This is a genomic window from Pseudidiomarina sp. WS423, from assembly GCF_050750165.1.
Classification (GTDB): domain Bacteria; phylum Pseudomonadota; class Gammaproteobacteria; order Enterobacterales; family Alteromonadaceae; genus Pseudidiomarina; species Pseudidiomarina fusca.
On sequence record NZ_JBOJLN010000001.1, the window covers coordinates 314,261 to 337,109 of the forward strand.

A 22,849-nucleotide genomic window follows, 5' to 3' on the forward strand; every position below is an offset into this window, starting at 1 on the left:
TTTATAATCTGACTCCGCCGTCTATTTCTATCACACGACCGCTAAAAAAGTCATTCTCTATAATATACCGCGCACTGTGAGCAATCTCGTCTGGCTGACCCCAGCGGCGCAAAGGTACCATACTCAGAGCGCGTTCAATAGCTTCTGGTTTCATTTGTGCCGTCATTGGCGTTTCAATAAAGCCAGGAGCAATAGCACCACAGCGAATGCCAAAGCGACCTAATTCACGAGCCCAAGTAACTGTCATCGCCACGACGCCAGCTTTAGTTGCGGCGTAGTTAGTCTGTCCAATATTGCCAGAGCGCGCCACACTTGAAATATTAATGATAACCCCACCGTTGCCGGCCTTTGCCATATGGGCAGCGGCTTCACGTCCACAGAGGAAGCTACCAGTAAGATTGACATCTAACACTGATTGAAACTGTTGCAGTGGCATTTTGTGGGTGATTTCGCCATCTTTGCACTTAACCAACATACCATCGCGTAAAATACCGGCATTGTTGATCAGTACATTCAGCTCGCCAAAGTCTGCGACAATCTGCTCGAAGACTTGTTCAACAGCTGCTTCGTCGGTAACGTTAACCACATAGCCTTGCGCTTGCATCGCACCTTTTGCGGTGCAAAGTTCACAAGCTTCAGCCAAGGTTTCAGCGTTCATATCAATTAACGCTAGTTTGGCACCAGCTGCCGCAAAATGCTCGGCCATAGCTCGCCCAAGCCCCTGGGCACCTCCAGTAATCACAATTGTACTTGCAGAAATATTCATGCTTTTCCCATTACTTTTTATTAGCTTTTACAAAATTAAAGATACTCGAGAAGTCTTCACGACCGTGGCCTAATTGAGACCAGCTACGATATAAATTATGGGTTAAGGCACCCATCGGCGTAGCAGCACCACTGGCTAGTGCAGCTTGTTGCGCCAAACCTAGGTCTTTGCTCATCAAGTCTACTAAGAAGCCACCCTGATAATCATGACTAGAAGGCACATTATCCATCACTCCGGGGCATGGATTATATACATCTAAAGTCCAGTTACTGCCGGAGCTCTTCGACATGATTTCGGAGAGAACCGCGGCATCCAAACCGTGTGCGATGCCCAATTGTAGCGCTTCTGAGGTACCTACCATTAAAACTGACAGCAGCATATTGTTACAGATCTTGGCAATCTGTCCGGCGCCTAGTTCACCAGCTCGAAAAATATTTTTACCCATCGGCTGTAAAACTGCCTGCGCACGTGTCACTGCTGCTTCACTACCACCACAAATGAAGGTCAGGGTGCCAGCTTTAGCACCGCCTACGCCACCAGATACGGGAGCATCAATAAATTCGATACCGTGCTGCTGAAGGGCGGTCCCTACTTCTACCGCAGTCGCAGAACTAATAGTACTACAATCAATAACTAACGTATTTTCCGATAACTGGTTAATTAAGCCTTGCTCGCCTAAATAGACGCCTTTTACATGAGCGTCTGCAGGCAGCATAGTAATCACAAACTCAGCCTGCTCTGCTGCTTGGCTTGCACTGCTAGCCGTTGCACAACCGGCTGCGGCCGCTGCAGTTAAAGCTGCTGCTGATAAATCAAAGACAGTAACCTGATGGCCACCCTTCACTAGATTGGCAGCCATCGGGCCACCCATATTGCCTAAACCAATAAATCCTACTGTTGCCATAACAACCTCGTTCTTATCATTTTTATCTTATTTAACCAAGATCTGCCAACGGATGCGGATGGCCTTGCCATGGCGCAGTAAACATCTCATCAACTGCTTCAGCAGGCACGTCTGCAACACTTGCATGGCGCCATTTGGGCTGTTTATCTTTATCGATTAATAGAGCTCGAATGCCTTCGGCAAAATCACCTTGTAAGGCACACCGCACCGACAAGGTTAACTCGAGACGGAAGCAATCAGCTAAGCTTAAATCAACCCCATGCTGTAACTGATTCCATACTAAATGGGCGGTCATCGGACAACCCGCTGCTAAATTTTGACGCGCCCGGGTTAACCACTTATCGTCGTTGTTATCAGCCAAAATAGCAGCCACAATGGCGGCTATATCATTCCCTTGGGTTAGCTTTTGCAGATGCAACTGATGCTTTTCAACCTGTCCGGCTGGGCGCAACGCCGCAGCAGCTTTGGCTAATTGAGAGAGCACGTCGGTAACTTTTTGCTGATTTAAAGCAGCGGTGTCACCCCACTTTATGCTCTGTAATTGCGTCAATACCTGCGGATAATGCTCACTAGCAATAAAATGATCCGCTAAATTTAAATAAAGAGCATCGGTCGCATTCATGTGTGCGCCTGTCAGCCCCAAAAACAAACCACAGCCAGCCGGCATCTGATTTAAAAAGTGTGTGGCACCCACATCTGGATAAAGACCGATGGTGACCTCTGGCATCGCCAACAACGACCGCTCGGTTACAATACGATGGCTAGCACCATTCATCAGCCCCATACCACCGCCCATGACAATACCGTGTCCCCATACTACAAGCGGCTTAGGGAAGGTATGCAAAGCATAATCTAAACGGTATTCTTGACTAAAGAAATCAGCAATTTCATCAACCAAAACTCCAGGACTCGCCTGCATCGCATGATACATTGCAACGATGTCGCCACCGGCACAAAAGGCTTTATCACCGGCCCCCTGTAAGACCACACAAGCGATGCTATCATCGTCAGCCCACTGCTGGAGTTGTGGCATTAACAACTGAATCATCGCTAAGCTAAGCGCATTTAATGATTTTTCTGAATTTAATGTCGCAACGCCAATAGACTTGCCGTTTTGTCCTGGTAACGTCTCGAATAAGACAACTGAATTCATGTCACTCTCCTCTAAGACAACAAAGCCACCCTTAAAGGATGGCTCGGTCTAGATCGGCTAATAATCGTCGAGCAATGATCACTCGCATAATTTCATTGGTACCTTCAAGAATCTGATGCACCCGTACATCCCTGACATGCCGCTCTAAAGGGTATTCTTTAATGTAGCCATAGCCACCATGAATTTGCAGGGCTTCGTTACAAACCTGGAAGCCAACATCCGTGGCAAAGCGCTTAGCCATCGCACAATAGGTCGTTTTATCAGCATCATTAGCATCAACTTTAAAGGCTGCCAAACGCACCATTTGTCGAGCTGCTACTAATTCAGTAGCCATATCCGCTAACTTAAACTGGAGCGCCTGAAAATGTCCAAGCTCTTTACCAAACTGAGTGCGTTCATGCATATAGGCTGTCGCCGTATTTAACGCCGCTTGGGCAGTACCCACTGAACATACCGCGATATTAATACGACCACCATCTAGCCCCATCATGGCAAACTTGAAGCCTTCACCCTCAGCGCCGAGCAAATTCGCCGCCGGGATCCGTACATCTTCAAAACTAACAAGACGCGTAGGCTGGGCATTCCATCCCATTTTGGCTTCTTTTTTACCGTAGCTTATACCTGCTGCATCGGCTGGTACTACAAAAGCCGAGATACCTTTGGGCCCAGCTTCGCCAGTACGCGCCATCACCACCAACACATCCGTACTACCAGCACCAGAAATGAACATTTTTGAACCGTTGAGAACGTATTCATCACCGTCCTTCTTGGCAGTTGTGCGTAAACTTGCGGCATCAGAGCCAGCACCTGGTTCTGTCAAACAATAAGAACCCAGCTTATGGCCCATTACTAGCTCCGGTACCCATTGCTCAATCACTTCAGGTTGTGCAAAAGAGCCGATCATCCATGTCACCATATTGTGAATGGTCATCATGGCCGTAGTTGCAGTACAGCCCATGCTTAGCTGTTCAAAAATTAACGCAGAGTCTAACCGACTCATGCCAAAACCACCGGCTGCTTCTGGGGTATACATGCCCATGAAACCCATCTCGCCGGCCTTACGAAAAACCTCAACAGGAAAGTGGGATTCTTCATCCCACTGAGCTGCATAAGGTGCTAACTCTTTTTCTGCAAAAGCTTTAGCCGTATCAACGAAAGCTTGTTGATCGTCGGTTAAATTAAAATTCATGGCGTTGTCCTGTTACTTCAAGTTGATCGTCATATTGGGGCCATTCACGTCGGCGATATCGCTCTCAAACCACCGCGCCGTAATGGTTTTAGTTTCGCTATAGAAGCGCACACCCTGTTTACCATAAGCGTGCAAATCACCGAAGAACGAGCCTTTCCAACCAGTAAACGAGAAGAAGGGTAATGGCACTGGAATTGGAATATTAATACCTACTTGCCCTACTTCAACATTGTGTTGATATTTACGCGCTGCGGCACCACTGGCGGTAAAGATTGACGTTCCATTACCGTATGGGTTAGCATTGACCATAGCTAAAGCTTCATCCAAGCTGTCTACTTCCGTTGCACATAAGACCGGACCAAAAATTTCGTTCTTATAGATTTCCATATCCGTGGTGACTTTGCCAAACATCGTTGGCCCTACCCAGTTACCATGTGGATAGCCAGCAACGTCACAGTTACGTCCATCAACCAACAATTCGGCGCCTTCATTCACCCCTTGGGTAATGAAATTTTCTACTCGCTGCTTCGCTTGTGGGCTAATTAACGGACCATAAGCGGCATCTGGATCATCCCAACCGCCGGGTTTCACTTTAGCTAACTCAGCCGCAATTTCAGGTATCCACTCACGCGCAGAACCTACAAATACAGCCACCGAGATAGCCATACAACGTTGTCCGGCTGCGCCCACTGAGGCTCCTACAAGGTTACTAATCACTTGTGATTTATTAGCATCAGGCATGATAACGCAGTGATTTTTGGCACCGGCAAAGGCCTGCACGCGCTTCATGTTTTCAGTACCACGGCGATAGATATACTGTCCTACAGCAACCGACCCTACAAATGAAATAGCTTTCACCGCCGGCTCATCAAGTAAGAAATCTACTTGCTCCTTACCACCATGGATAACTTGCAATACGCCTTTTGGAGCGCCAGCTTGCTCAAACAATTCAACGAGTCGGGTTGGGGTTAACGGATCTTGCTCAGATGGCTTCAAAATAAACGTGTTTCCACAAGCGATAGCTAACGGAAACATCCATAACGGAATCATTGCTGGGAAGTTAAACGGCGTGATACCTGCACACACCCCTAAAGGTTGGGTAAAGCTATAGGTATCAATACCGCGTGCGACATTTTCTACGGTCTCTCCCATCAGCAACGATGGAATATTAGCTGCATGCTCAACCACTTCGATGCCTCGCCACACATCGCCTTTAGCATCTTCAAAGGTTTTACCTGTTTCACTTGCTAAAATCTCTGCAATTTCATCATGATGTTCTTTCAGTAACGCCTGATAGCGCATCATCACCCGGGCCCGCTCAGACACGGCAACTTCTTTCCACGTTAGAAAAGCTTGTTGGGCACTAGCCACAGCTTGAGCCATCTCGGTTTGGGTTGCGCAAGGTGCTTGAGCAATCACTTCCTGCGTGGCTGGGTTAGTGACATCAATCCACTGGCTACTTTGTGATTGCACAAATTCACCATCAATATATAAAGGAACTTTCTTCGACATGGTTCATACCTCGTTGTTCGCAATCTGCGGAATGGGGTTAATGACTCCATTCTGGCGGTTTTTTTGTTGCTTTAACATCGACTATCTTGCCACAATAATGGACAAAATTGTCATTTATGGAGTTTATCATGAGCCAACCTTCAACCTGGCCACTCCCAGCGGGAAGTTCGCGGGTAGTGTTACCCTTGCAACTGACTCGTCAACTTGATCAACATCCACTGACGAAACATTTGTATCCCGTTGCTTATGGCCATTACGTTGACGCCTTGGGGCATCAAGTTGAACGCCAGCAGCATACCGATCACCTGCTGATATTTTGTCATCGCGGTCGCGGTTGGTTCCGTACTCATAATGCCACTGGTAGCTTAGAAGCCGGCCAATTACTGCTATTACCAGCGGGGCAAGCGCATGCTTATGCTGCAGACCATGAGCAACCATGGAGCATTTACTGGGCTCATTTTCGCGGTTCTGCGGCCGTCCAATGCTCTGATTTTCTATCGCTTTCAGCCCAATCACCGGTACTAACTTTGAGTCGCTGGCGCCAGCTTATTCCTGTCGTTACTGATTTGCTCAATTTACAAACACAACGCTATCAATTCTCTGCGGCTATCGTTGCCGCAAGCTTATTACAACGTATTATCGCCGAGTTACCGCGACTCACGTCTGCCATGCAGATACCCGCGGGCTTTGATCTACGCGCCCTTGAGCGATTCATGTACGATAACTCGCATCGGGATATCAGTTTGGATGAATTTGCCGAGTTTGCGGGCTTATCGCGCTATCATTTTAGTAAAAAGTTCAAACAAATTACTGGCAGCAGCCCGATGCGATTTTTCAACCAAATAAAAGTAAAATTAGCCTGCCAATTACTGGATACTACCACCTATTCTATTCGCCAAATTGGTCAACAGTTAGGATTTGATGATCCCTATTATTTTTCACGACTATTCAAAAAAACCATGGGGATTTCTCCCCAATACTATCGCGAGAGTAGTCACATGACTCATTCTCAAACCAACTTACTCAACCCACAACAAGGTCGTTAACTATGTGGATTCTTTGGGCTGTCACCCTATTATGGGCTGCAAGTTTCTCACTCATTGGTGAATTCCTTGCTGGCCAAGTTGATGGTTATATTGCGGTATTTATCCGCATGGTCTTAGCCTTTTTATTATTTATTCCACTATGGCGCCCCCGCCGCATTAATCTAGCTAAGCAATGTCAACTAGCGGCTATCGGGGCCTTGCAAATAGGCGTGATGTACCTCTTTCTGTATCATGCCTTTCTGTACTTAAGCGTGCCTGAAGTACTGCTGTTTACTATATTTACGCCGCTCTATATTACCTTACTGGATGAGCTTCTCTACCAACGACGTCGGTTACCGCTGCGTTGGTGGCTTGCTACCGCAATAGCAGTAGTTGGCGCTGCCATTATTCGTTTCGACGACTTAAGTGATTCTTTTTGGTATGGCTTTTTACTTATCCAAGCCGCTAACCTTTGCTTTGCCGCTGGCCAAGTTTTCTACAAGCGTTTAGAACTTGGCGATGAGCGTAATCAGTTGCACCTGTTTGCTCTATTTTTCTTCGGTGCAACCTTAGTTACCGGCCTTGCGATGCTTAGCTTTGCTAACTTTCAGCTAATACCGCAACAACCGCTACAATGGTTTATCCTAGCCTGGCTTGGTTTAGTTGCTTCAGGCCTCGGTTATTGGGCCTGGAACATCGCTGCCAAACGAGTGAATGTGGCGCAGCTTGCGACCATGAACAATATGCTGATACCCGCTGGGCTGCTGATTAATTATCTATTCTGGCAGCAAGCTGTGGTTTGGCCACGACTCATCATCGGAGCTGCGGTATTAGCACTCGCAGTCTGGTTGGCCTCGTCGCCAAGGCCAAACCCATCCAACTAATCCATGGTGGCGGTTAGAATACTTCAACCGCCACTGCGACAGCTTCTCCGCCACCAATACAGAGTGACGTTATCCCTTTTGACAACTGGCGCTGTTTCAAGGCATGGATCAAGGTAACCAGTAAGCGTGCGCCACTGGCACCAATCGGATGCCCAAGCGCACAGGCGCCGCCATTCACGTTAACCTTGGCAGGGTCTAACTGCATTTGCTGGATGGCTAACATGGTCACCATCGCAAAAGCTTCGTTAATCTCCCACAAGTCAACGTCTTCAACCTGCCAGTTAAGCTTAGCTAACAGGCTATTCATGGCTCCAATTGGCGCAACAGTAAATTCTGCAGGCGCTTGCGAATGAGTGGCATGCCCAACAATTCTGGCAAGTGGGGTTAAGCCCTGCTGCTTTGCATCACTTTCTGACATTAATACCAATGCTGCAGCACCGTCAGAGATAGAGCTCGAGTTAGCTGCAGTAATAGTTCCTTGTGCTGCAAAAGCTGGACGCAACCCCGGAATTTTTTCTGGCATCGCTTTACCAGGCTGCTCGTCAATACTAACGGTTACATCGCCTTTACGGGTTGAATAAGTTACGGGGGTAATTTCATCATCAAAACGACCGCTTTTGATGGCTTCTTGGGCTCGGGTTAATGACGAAATAGCGAACGCATCCATCGCCTCTCGGCCCAGACCATAGTCATCTGCAGTGGCCTGCGCATAACACCCCATCGCTTTACCTTCGTATGCATCTTCTAAGCCATCTAACATCATATGATCATAGACAGCATCGTGTCCCATACGCATGCCTGTGCGAGCCTTTTTCAATAGGTATGGCGCATTACTCATACTTTCCATGCCACCGGCTACAACAGTTTTCGCTGAGCCTGCGCGGATAATATCATGCCCTAACATGACTGCTTTCAAACCTGAACCACACACCTTATTGATGGTGGTTGCGCCAGCACTGCGAGGGAGTTCTGCAAAGAGCGTCGCTTGTCGCGCTGGAGCCTGTCCCAAACCGGCCGGGAGTACATTCCCCATAATAACTTCATCGATGGAGGCCGCGGTTAACCCACTTGCAGCTACGGCTGCTCGAATGGCTGTAGCGCCAAGTTGTGGGGCACTTACGTCAGCTAAACTACCTTGAAAACCACCCATTGGAGTACGTTTGGCGGCAACAATCACAACTGCATCAGACATATTTTCTCCTTATCAACCCTCCAACTCGTCAGTAACTTTATTGCTACCGGAAGTTTTCGTAGTTTCTTACCTTTACGTTAACGTTAACTTGTTTTAAGCTTACCGCTCTCACTGGACACAAGCAAGCACAAATGAAGCCATCACAAACCTATACCATTGGTGAATTAGCGCGCGAATTTGATATTACCACGCGCAGCATTCGCTTTTATGAAGATCAAGGTCTTATAGCACCGGAGCGACAAGGCCAAACACGCCTCTACGGCAATAAAGATCGCGTACGCCTAAAACTGATTTTGCGCGGTAAGCGACTCGGTTTTTCCTTAGCGGAAACTAAGCGCTTGTTTGATCTCTATGACATGGAAAATAGTAGTTCTCGTCAGTTGCATACGGTGTTAGAGCTGATTGACGATAAGAAAATGTCGCTCAAACAGCAACTCGAGGACATCAAAGTATTGCTTGTTGAATTAAGTAATTTAGAAGAACGCTGTCGTGATGAATTAGCTGAAATTAACGCACAGGCAGCCGCTAACCAGAACCCAAGTAGTAATCAGGAGACCTTATGATTAGTCAGTATACTGTATTTAATTTTGGCCTTGGCGAAACCGCCGATATGATTCGTGAGAGCGTTAATGCCTTTGCCCGCGATGAAATCGCTCCACGTGCTGCTGCCATCGACGAAAGTAATGAGTTCCCTGCTGACTTGTGGCGTAAGTTCGGTGATTTAGGCCTGCTTGGTATGACTGTTGCAGAAGAATACGGTGGTTCGGGTTTGGGTTATCTAGAGCACGTGATTGCCATGGAAGAAATCAGCCGGGCGTCCGCCTCGGTTGGCTTGAGTTACGGTGCTCACTCTAACTTATGCGTCAATCAGATTTACCGTAATGGCACCACCGAGCAAAAACAAAAATATTTGCCCAAACTTTGTAGTGGCGAACACGTCGGTGCTCTTGCTATGAGTGAACCTAATGCGGGTTCAGATGTTGTTAGTATGAAATTAAAAGCAGAGCGTCAGGGCGATGACTATATCCTTAACGGCAACAAAATGTGGATCACCAACGGTCCCGATGCTGATGTTCTAGTCGTTTATGCAAAAACCTCGCCTGAGAAAAACTCACGAGGCATCACCGCATTTATCATTGAAAAAGATTTCCCCGGATTTAGCACGGCGCAAAAGCTAGATAAATTAGGAATGCGTGGCTCAAACACCTGTGAACTTGTATTTACTGATTGCAAAGTACCAGCTAGTAATATTTTGGGCGAACTAGATGGCGGTGTCGAAGTTTTAATGAGTGGTCTCGATTACGAGCGCGCTGTTCTTGCCGCTGGTCCCTTGGGTATTATGCAGGCCTGCTTAGATGTTGTGGTACCTTATACCCACGATCGTAAACAATTTGGCAAAGCCATTGGTGAGTTTCAGCTAGTACAAGGCAAAGTAGCCGATATGTACACACGTACCAACGCTGCGCGAGCTTACGTCTATGCCGTCGCCCAAGCTTGCGATCGCGGTGAAACCACTCGTAAAGATGCTGCGGGCGCCATTTTATATTCAGCTGAGTTAGCCACCCAATTAGCACTGGATGCGATTCAGCTATTAGGTGGCAATGGCTACATTAATGAGTATCCAACTGGACGTTTGTTGAGAGATGCTAAGCTTTACGAAATTGGCGCTGGTACCTCAGAAATTCGCCGCATGCTGATCGGTCGTGAACTGTTCAGCGAATCAGCTTAACCTACTCAGGAGTTGCCGTTGTGACTGTATTAAGCAGCAGTGTAAATACCAAAGATGCCACGTTTATCGCTAATCAGCGGGCGATGCAAGACGTGGTTAACGACTTGTACGAGAAAGCTGAACAGATCAAACAAGGTGGCGGCGCAAAATATCAAGAGCGCCATCTGGCACGCGGAAAGCTCCTTCCGCGCCAGCGTATTGATAAACTCTTGGATAGCGGCTCACCCTTTCTAGAGATTGGCCAATTTGCTGCTTGGGATTGCTATGAAGATTATGTTCCTGCTGCTGGCGTGGTCGCTGGAATAGGACGCGTAGCTGGCGTGCAATGTATGATTGTAGCCAATGACGCCACGGTTAAAGGTGGTACTTATTATCCTTTGACCGTGAAAAAACACTTACGCGCCCAAGAAATTGCAGAGCGTTGTCGCCTCCCCTGTATCTATCTCGTCGATTCAGGTGGTGCTAATTTACCACGGCAAGATGAAGTATTTCCTGATCGTGACCACTTTGGCCGTATTTTCTTTAATCAAGCCAATATGTCAGCCAAAGGAATTCCTCAAGTAGCGGTTGTGATGGGGCTATGCACCGCCGGTGGTGCTTATGTGCCAGCAATGGCTGACGAAAGTATTATCGTGAAAGAACAAGGTACCATTTTCTTAGCTGGTCCGCCGTTGGTTAAAGCGGCGACAGGCGAAGAAGTAAGCGCCGAAGAGCTCGGTGGCGCTGATGTGCACACTCGTATCTCCGGGGTTGCCGACCATTTTGCACAAAACGATGAACATGCGTTAGCACTCGCTCGACGTTCCATTGCACGGCTCAATTACCAGCCGGCTGCGCCTCTGCCACAGCATGATTTTGTTGAGCCGCGTTACTCAGCTGATGAAATTTACGGTATTGTCGGCACCGATTTACGTAAGCCCTACGATGTTCGAGAAGTGATTGCGCGTATTGTCGATGGCTCTGATTTTGATGAGTTCAAACAAAACTACGGTGCTACCTTGGTTACTGGATTTGCCACTATTCACGGCTACCCCGTTGGGATCGTTGCTAATAACGGGATCCTGTTTTCTGAATCAGCGCAAAAAGGCGCGCATTTTATCGAGCTCTGTGCCCAGCGTAAAATCCCCTTAGTTTTCTTACAAAACATCACTGGGTTTATGGTCGGTAAAAAATACGAAGCCGAAGGCATAGCTAAGCATGGTGCGAAAATGGTGACAGCGGTTAGTTGCGCTCAAGTTCCTAAATTCACCATTTTAATTGGCGGGAGCTACGGTGCTGGTAATTATGGTATGTGTGGACGAGCATACGACCCCACCTTGATGTTTATGTGGCCAAATGCACGAATTTCGGTCATGGGTGGTGAACAAGCCGCTGGTGTGATGGCTCAGGTCACCAAAGATAACCTAGCTCGCTCTGGGCAAACGATGACGGCTGCACAAGAACAAGAATTAAAACAGCCAATTATCGAAACCTATGAAAAGCAAGGGCATCCTTATTACGCTTCCGCACGATTGTGGGATGACGGAATTATTGATCCTGCCCAAACTCGTACCGTTTTGGCACTAAGTTTGGCCGCAGCGAATAACGCCCCTATTGCCGACACCAAGTTCGGCGTGTTCCGCATGTAGGAGCTTGCTATGAATTATCAATCCATCATTTTAGAAGAAAAAAACCAGGTAGCATGGCTCACGTTGAACCGAGGCGCAGTTCACAATGCCTTTGATGACAACATGATAGCCGAGCTACTACACGCATTAGCTCAGGTACGTAGCAATAACAACGTGAGAATGCTGGTATTGCAAGCGCAAGGCAAAAACTTTTCTGCTGGAGCCGATCTTACCTGGATGCGCTCTATGGCAACTAAGAACTACGCAGAAAACATCAAAGATGCGAGTGAGTTAGCCCGTCTTATGCAAGAGTTAGATGAACTTCCGCAGCCAACGGTTGCGCTAGTTCAAGGTGCTGCTTTTGGTGGCGCTGTAGGTTTAGCCGCTTGCTGCGACATCTGTCTGGCCACTCCCACTGCAAGTTTTTGTTTGAGCGAAGTAAAAATCGGGCTCATTCCAGCGGTGATAAGCCCTTATGTGATGCGTGCTATCGGGACTCGTCAGGCACGCCGTTTTATGCTCACCGCAGAACGTTTTAGTGCTGACGTTGCGCAACAAATGGGCCTAGTACATAGCCTGGTTGATGATCTTGAGGAAGCAGTTACTCCTGTCATTGAACAACTACTAGGTAATGGTCCGCATGCCGTAGCTGCAGCTAAAAAACTAATACTGACATTAGATCAACAGCCACTGAACGAGAATACGCGCACCACAACTATTGAGGCCATCGCTGCTATTCGTGTTTCTGCTGAAGGTCAAGAAGGGCTTTCTGCTTTCTTAGAAAAGCGTTCTCCTGATTGGAAAACCACAAATAAATAAGGATCTGCAATGTTACGCAAATTGCTAATTGCTAACCGCGGTGAAATCGCTTGCCGTATTATCCGCACAGCGCGCAGTATGGGTATCCGAACCGTTGCCGTTTATTCTGATGCAGATCGTCATGCCCAACACGTACACATGGCTGATGAAAGCATTTATCTCGGTCCTGCGCCCAGTGCCGAAAGCTACTTAGTCATCGATAAAATCATTGCGGCGGCTAAGCTAAGCGGCGCTGATGCTATTCACCCAGGCTATGGTTTTCTCTCAGAAAATGAAGATTTTGCTGATGCGTGCGCCAGCAACCAACTCATTTTTGTCGGCCCCCCTACTAGTGCTATTGCAGCTATGGGCTCAAAAAGCGCCGCTAAAGCTATCATGAGTGAAGCTGGTGTTCCCTTGGTGCCAGGCTATCATGGTAGTGAACAAGGCCTTGAGCTATTACAAGAAGAAGCACAAAAAATCGGCTTCCCGGTACTATTAAAAGCCGCGTATGGTGGCGGTGGTAAAGGGATGCGCGTGGTTGACAGCGCCAATCAGTTTGCCGAAGCATTAAGCTCTGCGAAACGCGAAGCACAAGCTGCGTTTGGCAACGACAAGATGTTGATTGAAAAATTTATCGGTAATCCTCGACATGTGGAAATTCAGGTGTTCTGCGATGAGCATGGTAATGCCGTGTACCTAGCCGAACGTGATTGCTCAGTACAACGCCGTCATCAAAAAGTCATCGAAGAAGCCCCTGCCCCATCTATCAGCAGTAGTACCAGAATCGCAATGGGCGAAGCTGCCGTTCGAGCTGCGCAGGCAATCGATTATGTTGGTGCTGGTACGGTCGAGTTTTTACTAGATACCGATAATAAATTCTATTTCATGGAGATGAATACTCGGTTACAAGTAGAGCACCCGGTAACAGAAATGGTGACAGGCCAAGACCTTGTCGCTTGGCAGCTACTGGTAGCAGGCGGAGCTCCGCTCCCACTCTCGCAAGACCAAATCCAGATCACTGGCCACTCTTTTGAGGCCCGGATTTATGCCGAAGACCCCGACCATGAATTTTTGCCAAGCACCGGTACCTTGCATGTTTTAAAGCCACCAAGCACCAATGCATACGTACGTATCGATAGCGGTGTGGTCGAGGGTGATGAGGTAAGTTCTTACTATGACCCTATGATTGCTAAACTTGTGGTTTGGGGTGAAGATCGAGCCATCGCATTAGGACGCTTAATTCAAGCCCTAAACGATTATCAAATTGCTGGGGTTCGCACTAATATCGATTTTTTACGTAAAATTGCTGGCCATCAGAAGTTTGCTCAGGCTGATTTAACAACTCGCTTCATTGAGAAGTACCATACTGAATTATTTCCAAATAATGATGCTCTTATTAAGCCATATGCAATCATGGCTACTTTAGCGGAAATGGTAGATTTAAAAACAGCCTCAGCGCCAGCCAACCCATGGACATCGCAGCAGTCATTTAGGCTGAATCAACCTAGCCAGTTCGCATTAGCATTGCGCTATGCTGACGACCTGCTCCATATTGAGCTGACCGCAACAGCCACCGGCTGGCAAGCGACTGACGATAGCGATCATTGGTTGGTGGAAAAAATTGCGGATAAGTATTACTTCACTCAAAATGGACGCCGTTTCAGCGCTCATATCATGCGCTCAAACCAAGATATCCTAGTGATGACAGAACGTGCCTGCTTGCCATTTACTCGGCATTTGATTGCCGACACCCTGCAACAGGAGGTTGCTGCTGGCAATCTAACCGCACCCATGAACGGCACTGTGGTGCAAGTTATGGTTGCGCCGGGTGACTCTGTTGAAGCAGAACAAGCGCTCATTATCATGGAAGCGATGAAAATGGAGTATACCATTCGCGCACCTCAGGCTGGGGTAGTTGAACAAGTTTTCTATCAAGCGGGTGATTTAGTAAGCGATGGAGCTGAACTGTTGAGCTTAGCAGATTCAGAGTAATAGCTATTTATGATTCACGGTGCGGAGACAGAAATGACAATACCTACGCAAGTTAAAATAGTTGAAGTAGGCCCCAGAGATGGCTTGCAGAACGAAGTTGCTGTACCCCTTGAGGCAAAGGTCGCACTGGTGAATGCATTAGCAAAAAGTGGTTTAACTTACGTTGAAACAGGCGCCTTTGTTAGCCCTAAATGGGTTCCTCAGATGGCTGACAGCGCCGCTGTTTTTGCCAACATCGAGCGCTCGCCAACAACCACTTATGCAGCATTAACACCTAATTTACAGGGCTTTGAAGCAGCAATTGCAGCCGGAGTAGATGAAGTCGCAGTTTTCGCTGCGGCATCTGAAGCTTTTAGTCAAAAAAATATTAATTGCAGTATTGCAGAGAGCCTTGCGCGTTTTGCACCTGTTATTGCAGCTGCTCGGCAAGCTAACATCCGTGTTCGTGGCTATGTCAGTTGTGTTCTCGGATGTCCTTATCAAGGCCACGTTGAGATCTCGCAAGTAGCCGCCGTAGCCGAACAACTCTGGCAGCTTGGCTGTTACGAAATATCCCTTGGCGATACTATTGGCGTAGGGACACCATTGCACGCCCAACAGATGCTAGCAGCCGTTGCTGAACGAGTGCCGATGCAGCACTTAGCGTTGCATTTTCATAATACTTACGGGCAAGCACTGGCCAACATCGCTAGTTGTCTACCGATGGGAATAAGCACCTTTGATAGTGCCGTGGCAGGTTTAGGTGGCTGTCCTTATGCCAAAGGCGCTAGCGGTAACTTAGCTACCGAAGACTTAGTTTATATGCTTGAAGGTATGGGTATTAATACCGGTATCAATCTTAATCAATTAGTCGAAGCCGGCGCCGCTATTTGTCAGCATTTAAATCATGGTCCACGTTCACAGGTCGCACTCGCTGAATTAGCAAAACAGGAAACCAAGTAATGTCGAACTCAGTTATGTGGCAGCCTTCTGCCGAGCAAATTGAGCAGGCGCGTATGACTGATTTTATGCGCACCATCAATCGCCAACAACAACTCCAACTGGCTAGCTATCATGATTTACATGCTTGGTCAGTAGCTCATAGCCCCACCTTTTGGCGCAGCCTATGGGATTATTGTGACGTTATTGGTGAGCCAGGCGAAATAATAGTTAAAGACGCCGATAAACTCCCCGGCGCTTCTTGGTTTCCTCAAGCCACGCTTAATTTTGCAGAAAACCTCTTACGCTATCGTGACGACCGCATTGCACTCACTTTTCGCGGCGAAAATGGTAGTCGGCAGCAACTTAGCTACGCACAGTTATATCACAGGGTCGCTGCGCTAGCAGCAGCTATGCGTAAAGACGGTATCGTTGCCGGCGACCGCGTTGCTGGTATGATGCCTAACTGTATTGAAACAGTTATAGCGATGCTAGCAACCACCAGTATCGGAGCTGTGTGGTCATCATGCTCTCCTGATTTTGGTGTGCAAGGTGTCGTGGATAGATTTGGTCAGATCACGCCTAAACTGCTGATTACCATTGATGGCTACTTTTATAACGGCAAAACCATCGATATTCATGAAAAAGTGGCCGCTATAAGAGAACAATTGCCCAGTTTACAACGCACCCTTGTTGTCCCCTTTGCCGAACTAAACCAGACCTTAGCTCCTGGTTGTGACGCTTGGGATGATTACCTGATAGAAGATGCCAGCACCCTTCACTTTGAACCTATGCCGTTCAATGCACCGCTTTATATTATGTTCAGCTCAGGCACAACGGGGGTCCCTAAATGTATCGTGCATGGTGTTGGTGGAACACTTTTACAGCATCTAAAAGAGCATGCTCTCCATACTGATATCCGTCGCGATGACGTCTTCTTCTACTTCACCACGTGCGGCTGGATGATGTGGAACTGGTTGGTTTCTGGTCTTGCTCAAGGCGCTACCTTGGTGCTTTTTGATGGTTCTCCTTTTGCCCCTAGCCCTGCATATTTGTGGCAAGTGGCCGATGAGGAAGGCATCACCGTATTTGGGACTAGTGCGAAATATCTATCAGCTCTAGAAAAAGCCGGTTACCTGCCCAAACAACAGCATTCGTTAACTCAATTGCGAACCATTTTAACGACCGGCTCGGTGTTGGCGCCGGAGAACTTTGATTATGTTTATCGAGATATCAAAGCTGATCTTTGTTTGTCGTCCATTTCAGGTGGTACTGATATCGTTTCATGTTTTGCACTAGGCAACCCTATTCTTCCCGTCTATCGTGGTGAACTGCAATGTCGTGGCTTAGCTCTTGATGTGCAAGTATTTAACGAGCAAGGTAACCCAGTAACAGGCGAAAAAGGTGAATTAGTTTGTCTTAACAGCTTTCCCTGCATGCCCCTTGGTTTTTGGAATGACAACCAAGGAGAGCGCTATTTTAATGCGTATTTTGCACGATTTAATCAAGTCTGGGCACATGGCGATTATGCCGAAATAACCCAACACCAGGGGGTGATTATTTATGGTCGCTCCGATGCTGTGCTTAATCCTGGTGGCGTTCGCATAGGTACTGCTGAAATTTATCGACAAGTTGAAAAAGTCGAAGCCGTCTTAGAGAGTATTGCTGTGGGACAACGCTGGCAAGATGATGAGCGCGTGGTGCTGTTTGTGCGTCTACGTGATGGGTTACAGCTCAACGATGCCTTACAACAGCAAATACGACAGACTATTCGGACGCATGCTACGCCACGTCATGTTCCTGCGGTTATTGCTCAAGTAGCTGATATACCAAGAACTATCAGTGGTAAAATTGTTGAACTTGCGGTACGCCAAGTGATTCATAATGAACCGGTAAAAAATACCGACGCTCTCGCAAACCCAGACGCGTTGCAATACTTTGTAAATCGACCAGAACTACAGGAGTAAGCGTTAGTGCGCGGTTGGCGGTCCTACTTTATTGTAGCAATTATCACTCTCGGGGTTACCATGCTGGCATGGCTAACCTTAGAGAGTTATGATCATTCGCGCATTCACCAACGTATTCAAGACGATGCACAGAGTGTTGAAAGCAACCTCAGAGCTAGCCTCATCAGACTCATGTACACTGCGGAAATCACCGGTGAATTGCTTCAGCAACCGTCTATTTCAGTGGTTGATGATCCTGGCCAAGCCATTAATGATATTCTAGCCGACTTTTATAAATCGGTTGAAGCCGTTATCTTAGTAGATGATGAGCTGAAAATTATCCAAACATACGGCTCGGTGAATGCTCATTTAGCTCAGCAGACCGAGTTATTGGTTAGCCCTGAAGATCGACTTCATATTCAGCAAAGTCAATTACAGCCCCTATTCGTGGATGGAAAAAACCTCGCTAACGATGCTCACCATTTTGCCCTAATTGTCCCTTTTAAAGATGGTTCCACGACCTATTTCATGGTTCTACTGGTTGATTTACAAGAGTTATTTGGTGAGACCATCAGGCACCATATTCAAGAAGGTAACCAAGTTAGCGTCATTCGTAACAATCAACCGATTTTTTCTTTCGCTGCTAACGATGAGCTACGCAATCTATGGGGAAAAGAATTTACGATAAGAATCGCTGACTCGCGTTTCTTATTTACCCTATGGCCAAGCCATGAGCGTTTTGAGCAACTTCATATTGTTCGACCTATTTACTTGCCGTTAGCTGCTTTATTCCTGCTGGGGCTTGGTTTTTTAGCAGCTTATGCCATTAATAAGCGCGAATTAAATATCAAGCGGCTAAATAACCAGCTTGCTGAATTGCAGCTTCATCTGCAAACCAAAAATGAGCTTCAGGCGAGGCTAGAGTTCTTGTCTGAACACGATGCTTTAACTGAATTACCGAATCGCAATGCACTCATTCGTTATTTAATACAGCACTTAGCCGAGCAACAAGCAGAATTAGGCAATACGCTAGTATTGCAATTAAATCTCGATCATTTTAAAGACATCAATAATGCCCTAGGTCACAAAATCGGTGATGAATTACTTCGACGCGTAGCTCATCGATTAGAACGGTTATCACTGCCAGGAAGTTACTTGGCGCGGTTAGGTGGTGATGAGTTTTTGTTAGTTAAAGCCGATGTGAATAGTAATGACAAGGCACATGAAATTGCGACCCTAGTCAATCAACAAATAGAACCTCAGTTTTTTATCAATAACCATGAGATTTATAGTTCATTTTCAATAGGTATGGCCTTTGCCAATGATGCGAATTACGATGCTGAAACTCTATTACGCCATGCTGATATTGCCCTAAATAAGGCTAAGCAAATTGGTTATCGCGGCGTATGTATTTATACCCAAGATCAGCAGTCAGAATTAAGTCAGCGGTTATACGTACTTGAACAATTACATGAAGCTATTGAGTCACAAAAATTGGAAGTTCACTATCAACCCATCTTTGACCTTCGTAGTAATCAAATTGTGTCGCTAGAGGGACTCTTGCGTTGGCGCCAACATGATGGTGACCTGGCATTTCCCGAATATTTTCTGCCACTCGTCGAAGATACAGGTTTGATTGTACGATTAACGGAAACTATTCTCAGAAAAATATTTAATCAATTTAAATCATGGCGTGATGGCGATTATCATGACTTAAGAATTGGAATAAATCTCTCAGGCAAACAGTTAGCACTACCTGAATTACCAGAGCTATTAAAGGAAAACTTGAGACGAACTAATATACCAGCTCAGTTGGTTTATATTGAGATTAGAGAAGAGCTTTACTGTTCTCACGCACAATTCGATGATGGGATATTAGTAACGCTTAAAAAACTTGGATTTAGATTAACCGTTGATGGCCTTGGATTAAATTATGCTTCGATTGCTGCGATGGAAAAATGCGTTCCCCATCAACTAAAAATCGGGCAGCCCCTCATTGAGAAGCTGCCCTACGATGTAATACAAAGCTTGATTACTGACACTATGATTAAATTTAGCCGGCACAAAGCGATTGAAATTAGCGCCGTAGGTGTAGAGAATCAGCAGCAAGTAGATTTCTTATTACAGCGTGATTGTGTATCGGCGCAAGGATATTTCCTTTCTCGTCCAGTTCCAGCCGAACAAGTTCAAAGTATTTTAGATGCTCAGATACAACAGCGTGGTTGAGCACACTAGTCAATAAAAGGAGTAGCAAATGCAACGCGAAAGTATGGAGTTTGATGTTGTTATTGTTGGAGCAGGTCCAGCAGGATTGAGTTGTGCTATTCGCTTGGCTCAACAAGCCAAAGAAAAACAACAAGAATTAATGATATGCGTTGTTGAAAAAGGTTCTGAGGTCGGTGCTCACATTTTATCAGGCGCCGTTTTTGAACCACGCGCATTAAATGAGTTATTGCCAAATTGGCAAGAATTGGGAGCGCCGCTGAACACTCCAGTCACGCACGACCAAATCATGCTCTTTAAAAACGCAGAAAAGGCAACTGAACTGCCCTCTTTCATGGTGCCTAAGACATTCCACAACCATGGTAACTACATTACTAGTATAGGTAATCTTTGTCGCTGGTTAGCCGAACAAGCCGAAGCATTGGGCGTTGAAATATTCCCTGGATTTCCAGCGGCCAGCATCATCATTGAAGAGCAACGTGTAGCTGGTGTAATTACTGGTGATATGGGCATTAACAGTAACGGCGAACAAAAACCAGGATTTGAACCCGGCATGGAGCTTCGTGCTAAATATACTGTTTTTGCCGAGGGGAGCCGTGGCCATCTAGGTAAGCAGTTACAGCAAGAATTTAAACTAGCCGAAGATTGCTCACCACAACATTATGCGATTGGTTTTAAAGAAATATGGGATATCCCAGCCGAGCAACATCAACCAGGGTTAGTTGTGCATAGCACCGGCTGGCCGCTCACCGACGAAGCAACCGGTGGAGGCTACCTTTACCATGCTGAAGATGGCCAAGTTTATGTAGGCCTGATTGTCGATCTAAACTACAAGAACCCCTATTTAAGCCCCTTTAACGAGTTTCAGCGATTTAAAACGCATCCCAAGATTGCTGCCACACTGAAGCAAGGTAAACGTGTTTCGTACGGAGCGAGAGCAATTACTAAAGGCGGCTTTCATAGCTTGCCGCGCATGACGGTTCCCGGTGGCATTTTAATAGGGTGTAATGCTGGCACGCTTAATTTTGCCAAAATCAAAGGCAATCACACTGCAATGAAATCTGGCATGTTGGCTGCCGAAAGTATTTTTAATGCGTTACATAACGATACCGAAGACCACGAATTAAAAGATTTTGAATCTCGTTTTAAAGAATCTTGGTTATATGATGAACTTTACCGCTCACGTAATTTTGGTCCGGCCGTTCATAAGTTTGGTACTTACCTTGGTGGCGCATATAACACCATCGATCAGAACTGGTTTGGCGGTAAGCTCCCATTCAACATTAAAGACCAGCATGAAGATCACGCTCAGTTAAAACTGGCGCGCGAATGCCAAGTCATTGAGTACGAAAAGCCTGATAACAAATTGACCTTTGATAGATTATCATCCGTTTTTTTATCGAATACTAATCATGAAGAAGATCAGCCATGTCATTTAAAGCTTAAGGATTCGAGCATTCCATTGAATGTGAATATGCCCAAATTCGCAGAGCCAGCTCAGCGCTACTGCCCTGCTGGCGTTTATGAAGTGGTAGAAGAAAATGGCAAAGATGTATTTAAGATAAATGCCCAGAATTGTATTCACTGCAAAACATGTGATATTAAAGATCCGTCGCAAAATATTACTTGGGTGACACCTGAAGGTACAGGTGGACCTAATTATCCTAATATGTAACAGCTTAGTTTTCATGTCCGAGAAATCGGACATGAAAATAAGATTGTCGTCGTAATAAAACTCGTATGTAATATCGCCTCATAACTTAATAAAGAGAGTTTCGTTTAATGAGTGAATTTATTTCTATATTAACCCACGGACGACGGTTAAAAGCTGCAATAAAAGAGTTATCGGTTGAAGAGTTAAAAGAAGTTCAGTTAAAGCTTGGGAAAATAATCGACGATCGGATTCAAGAAGAAGCAGAACTTCGTCAACAAGAAGCCGAAAAACTCGAGAAAATAGCGGCATTGAAAGCTGCTGTCGCTGATGCTGGTTTATCTCCGGAAGATCTGATGGATACTTCCTTTGCCGGTACCTCTGCCCACATAAAACGACCACGTTCGCCCAAGCCAGCAAAGTATACTTACACTGATGAGCATGGTGCACGTAAAACCTGGACGGGCCAAGGCCGCATGCCAAAAGCTATCGTAAAGGCGCTAGCCGAAGGTGCCAGCTTAGAACAGTTTTTAATAAAATAGATAAACCCGAACTGGCACTTATAAGCATACCTAGTGATGCAAATAGAGTGCCAGTAACACAAGCCTCAGTAGTCCTACCTTAAGGGGCTAGCATAGCTTCATGAAACACCATCAAATAGAAATCATAGGTAAGGTACATTCGCCCTACCAACAAAAATTTGCTGTTCCTCGACAACCGGGACTGGTTCGCGCTGCTACCACTACCATTGAACTGACAGGCCCTTATAGCCAGCCTGATTGCTGCCGAGGGTTGCTCGATTTTTCTCATATTTGGGTCATCTTTGTTTTTCATCAGACCGTTGCAAGCGGTTGGAAACCGTTGGTGAGGCCACCGCGATTAGGCGGTAATCAACGTAAGGGCGTTTTCGCTACCAGAGCGACCTATCGCCCCAATGGCCTGGGGATGTCGGTGGTAAAACTGCTGAGCATTGATTACCACAGCGGTAGCACGTGGATTACCGTTGAAGGTGCGGATTGGGTAGATGAAACTCCGGTGGTCGATATTAAGCCTTATTTACCCTACGCTGATAGTGTTATCGATGCTCAAGGTGGCTTTGCCGATAATCGCCCTACTACCGAATTAGAGACTCATTTCAGTGAACAAGCCATACAAGACCTAGCCTTACTTGCTGACGATTATCCAAACCTAAAAGAATTGATCGGGCAAGTGTTAGAACAGGATCCACGTCCTGCTTATAACAAAGCAGCTCATCAAGAGAAAATCTATGGTATGGCGCTTTATGATTTAAATATTAAGTGGCGGGTCAAGCAACAGCAAAATATAGTCTTAAGCGTCACTAAAACCTTTTGACTTA

Annotated in this window: 19 protein-coding genes; 13 read left to right on the forward strand and 6 right to left on the reverse strand. The window is 46.4% G+C overall.

What is annotated here, in order from left to right; genetic code table 11:
• Position 1 precedes the first annotated feature (1 nt).
• From ACQ661_RS01520 to ACQ661_RS01540, 5 genes are read right to left on the reverse strand one after another with little or no spacing between them, the layout of a single operon-like run.
• On the reverse strand, positions 2 to 766 hold the full coding sequence (locus ACQ661_RS01520) for an SDR family oxidoreductase (RefSeq protein WP_110075253.1): 765 nt from the start codon (positions 764 to 766) through the stop codon (positions 2 to 4).
• A 10-nt stretch (positions 767 to 776) separates the two neighbouring features.
• Positions 777 to 1,670: a 3-hydroxyisobutyrate dehydrogenase gene (mmsB, locus tag ACQ661_RS01525; protein ID WP_431667406.1), complete on the reverse strand. Its 894-nt coding sequence runs from the start codon at positions 1,668 to 1,670 to the stop codon at positions 777 to 779.
• Positions 1,671 to 1,701: 31 nt separating this feature from the next.
• Positions 1,702 to 2,823 carry an enoyl-CoA hydratase/isomerase family protein gene (locus ACQ661_RS01530; protein WP_110075255.1) on the reverse strand — a complete coding sequence of 374 codons (1,122 nt, stop codon included), beginning with the start codon at positions 2,821 to 2,823 and terminating at the stop codon, positions 1,702 to 1,704.
• Between the two features lie 31 nt (positions 2,824 to 2,854).
• Positions 2,855 to 4,012 carry an acyl-CoA dehydrogenase family protein gene (locus ACQ661_RS01535; RefSeq protein WP_110075256.1) on the reverse strand — a complete coding sequence of 386 codons (1,158 nt, stop codon included), beginning with the start codon at positions 4,010 to 4,012 and terminating at the stop codon, positions 2,855 to 2,857.
• A 12-nt stretch (positions 4,013 to 4,024) separates the two neighbouring features.
• Positions 4,025 to 5,524 carry a CoA-acylating methylmalonate-semialdehyde dehydrogenase gene (locus ACQ661_RS01540; protein WP_153826106.1) on the reverse strand — a complete coding sequence of 500 codons (1,500 nt, stop codon included), beginning with the start codon at positions 5,522 to 5,524 and terminating at the stop codon, positions 4,025 to 4,027.
• A 128-nt stretch (positions 5,525 to 5,652) separates the two neighbouring features.
• On the opposite strand from ACQ661_RS01540, the gene ACQ661_RS01545 reads away from it, so the two are divergent.
• Entirely contained in the window at positions 5,653 to 6,570 is a 918-nt protein-coding gene (locus tag ACQ661_RS01545) for an AraC family transcriptional regulator (protein ID WP_153826105.1), read from the forward strand.
• A 2-nt stretch (positions 6,571 to 6,572) separates the two neighbouring features.
• On the forward strand, positions 6,573 to 7,433 hold the full coding sequence (locus ACQ661_RS01550) for an EamA family transporter (RefSeq protein ID WP_431667407.1): 861 nt from the start codon (positions 6,573 to 6,575) through the stop codon (positions 7,431 to 7,433).
• A gap of 13 nt (positions 7,434 to 7,446) precedes the next feature.
• Here ACQ661_RS01550 and ACQ661_RS01555 read toward each other — a convergent pair whose 3' ends face one another.
• On the reverse strand, positions 7,447 to 8,625 hold the full coding sequence (locus ACQ661_RS01555; RefSeq protein WP_153826103.1) for a thiolase family protein: 1,179 nt from the start codon (positions 8,623 to 8,625) through the stop codon (positions 7,447 to 7,449).
• A gap of 131 nt (positions 8,626 to 8,756) precedes the next feature.
• Here ACQ661_RS01555 and ACQ661_RS01560 point away from each other — a divergent pair, with 131 nt between their 5' ends.
• The 11 genes from ACQ661_RS01560 (at position 8,757) to tsaA (ending at position 22,845) form a co-directional block, all read left to right on the forward strand.
• Positions 8,757 to 9,188 carry a MerR family transcriptional regulator gene (locus tag ACQ661_RS01560; RefSeq protein WP_153826102.1) on the forward strand — a complete coding sequence of 144 codons (432 nt, stop codon included), beginning with the start codon at positions 8,757 to 8,759 and terminating at the stop codon, positions 9,186 to 9,188.
• The gene (locus tag ACQ661_RS01565) at positions 9,185 to 10,354 is read left to right on the forward strand and encodes an isovaleryl-CoA dehydrogenase (protein ID WP_110075262.1); all 1,170 of its coding nucleotides are present in this window, start codon (positions 9,185 to 9,187) and stop codon (positions 10,352 to 10,354) included. The genes ACQ661_RS01560 and ACQ661_RS01565 overlap by 4 nt, the downstream gene beginning before the upstream one ends.
• A gap of 20 nt (positions 10,355 to 10,374) precedes the next feature.
• Entirely contained in the window at positions 10,375 to 11,982 is a 1,608-nt protein-coding gene (locus ACQ661_RS01570; RefSeq protein ID WP_110075263.1) for a carboxyl transferase domain-containing protein, read from the forward strand.
• 9 nt (positions 11,983 to 11,991) lie between these two features.
• Entirely contained in the window at positions 11,992 to 12,780 is a 789-nt protein-coding gene (locus tag ACQ661_RS01575; protein ID WP_153826101.1) for an enoyl-CoA hydratase-related protein, read from the forward strand.
• Between the two features lie 9 nt (positions 12,781 to 12,789).
• Positions 12,790 to 14,754 carry an acetyl/propionyl/methylcrotonyl-CoA carboxylase subunit alpha gene (locus ACQ661_RS01580; protein ID WP_431667408.1) on the forward strand — a complete coding sequence of 655 codons (1,965 nt, stop codon included), beginning with the start codon at positions 12,790 to 12,792 and terminating at the stop codon, positions 14,752 to 14,754.
• A 33-nt stretch (positions 14,755 to 14,787) separates the two neighbouring features.
• Entirely contained in the window at positions 14,788 to 15,696 is a 909-nt protein-coding gene (locus tag ACQ661_RS01585) for a hydroxymethylglutaryl-CoA lyase (RefSeq protein WP_153826099.1), read from the forward strand.
• Positions 15,696 to 17,639: an acetoacetate--CoA ligase gene (locus ACQ661_RS01590; protein ID WP_431667409.1), complete on the forward strand. Its 1,944-nt coding sequence runs from the start codon at positions 15,696 to 15,698 to the stop codon at positions 17,637 to 17,639. The genes ACQ661_RS01585 and ACQ661_RS01590 overlap by 1 nt, the downstream gene beginning before the upstream one ends.
• A 60-nt stretch (positions 17,640 to 17,699) precedes the next feature.
• A complete protein-coding gene (locus ACQ661_RS01595; RefSeq protein WP_431667410.1) occupies positions 17,700 to 19,844 on the forward strand; it encodes a putative bifunctional diguanylate cyclase/phosphodiesterase in 2,145 nt (714 codons plus the stop codon).
• 28 nt (positions 19,845 to 19,872) lie between these two features.
• The gene (locus ACQ661_RS01600; protein WP_153826096.1) at positions 19,873 to 21,516 is read left to right on the forward strand and encodes an electron transfer flavoprotein-ubiquinone oxidoreductase; all 1,644 of its coding nucleotides are present in this window, start codon (positions 19,873 to 19,875) and stop codon (positions 21,514 to 21,516) included.
• A 107-nt stretch (positions 21,517 to 21,623) separates the two neighbouring features.
• On the forward strand, positions 21,624 to 22,034 hold the full coding sequence (locus ACQ661_RS01605) for an H-NS family nucleoid-associated regulatory protein (protein ID WP_153826095.1): 411 nt from the start codon (positions 21,624 to 21,626) through the stop codon (positions 22,032 to 22,034).
• 100 nt (positions 22,035 to 22,134) lie between these two features.
• Positions 22,135 to 22,845 carry a tRNA (N6-threonylcarbamoyladenosine(37)-N6)-methyltransferase TrmO gene (gene tsaA, locus ACQ661_RS01610; RefSeq protein WP_153826094.1) on the forward strand — a complete coding sequence of 237 codons (711 nt, stop codon included), beginning with the start codon at positions 22,135 to 22,137 and terminating at the stop codon, positions 22,843 to 22,845.
• The last annotated feature ends 4 nt before the right edge of the window (positions 22,846 to 22,849 follow it).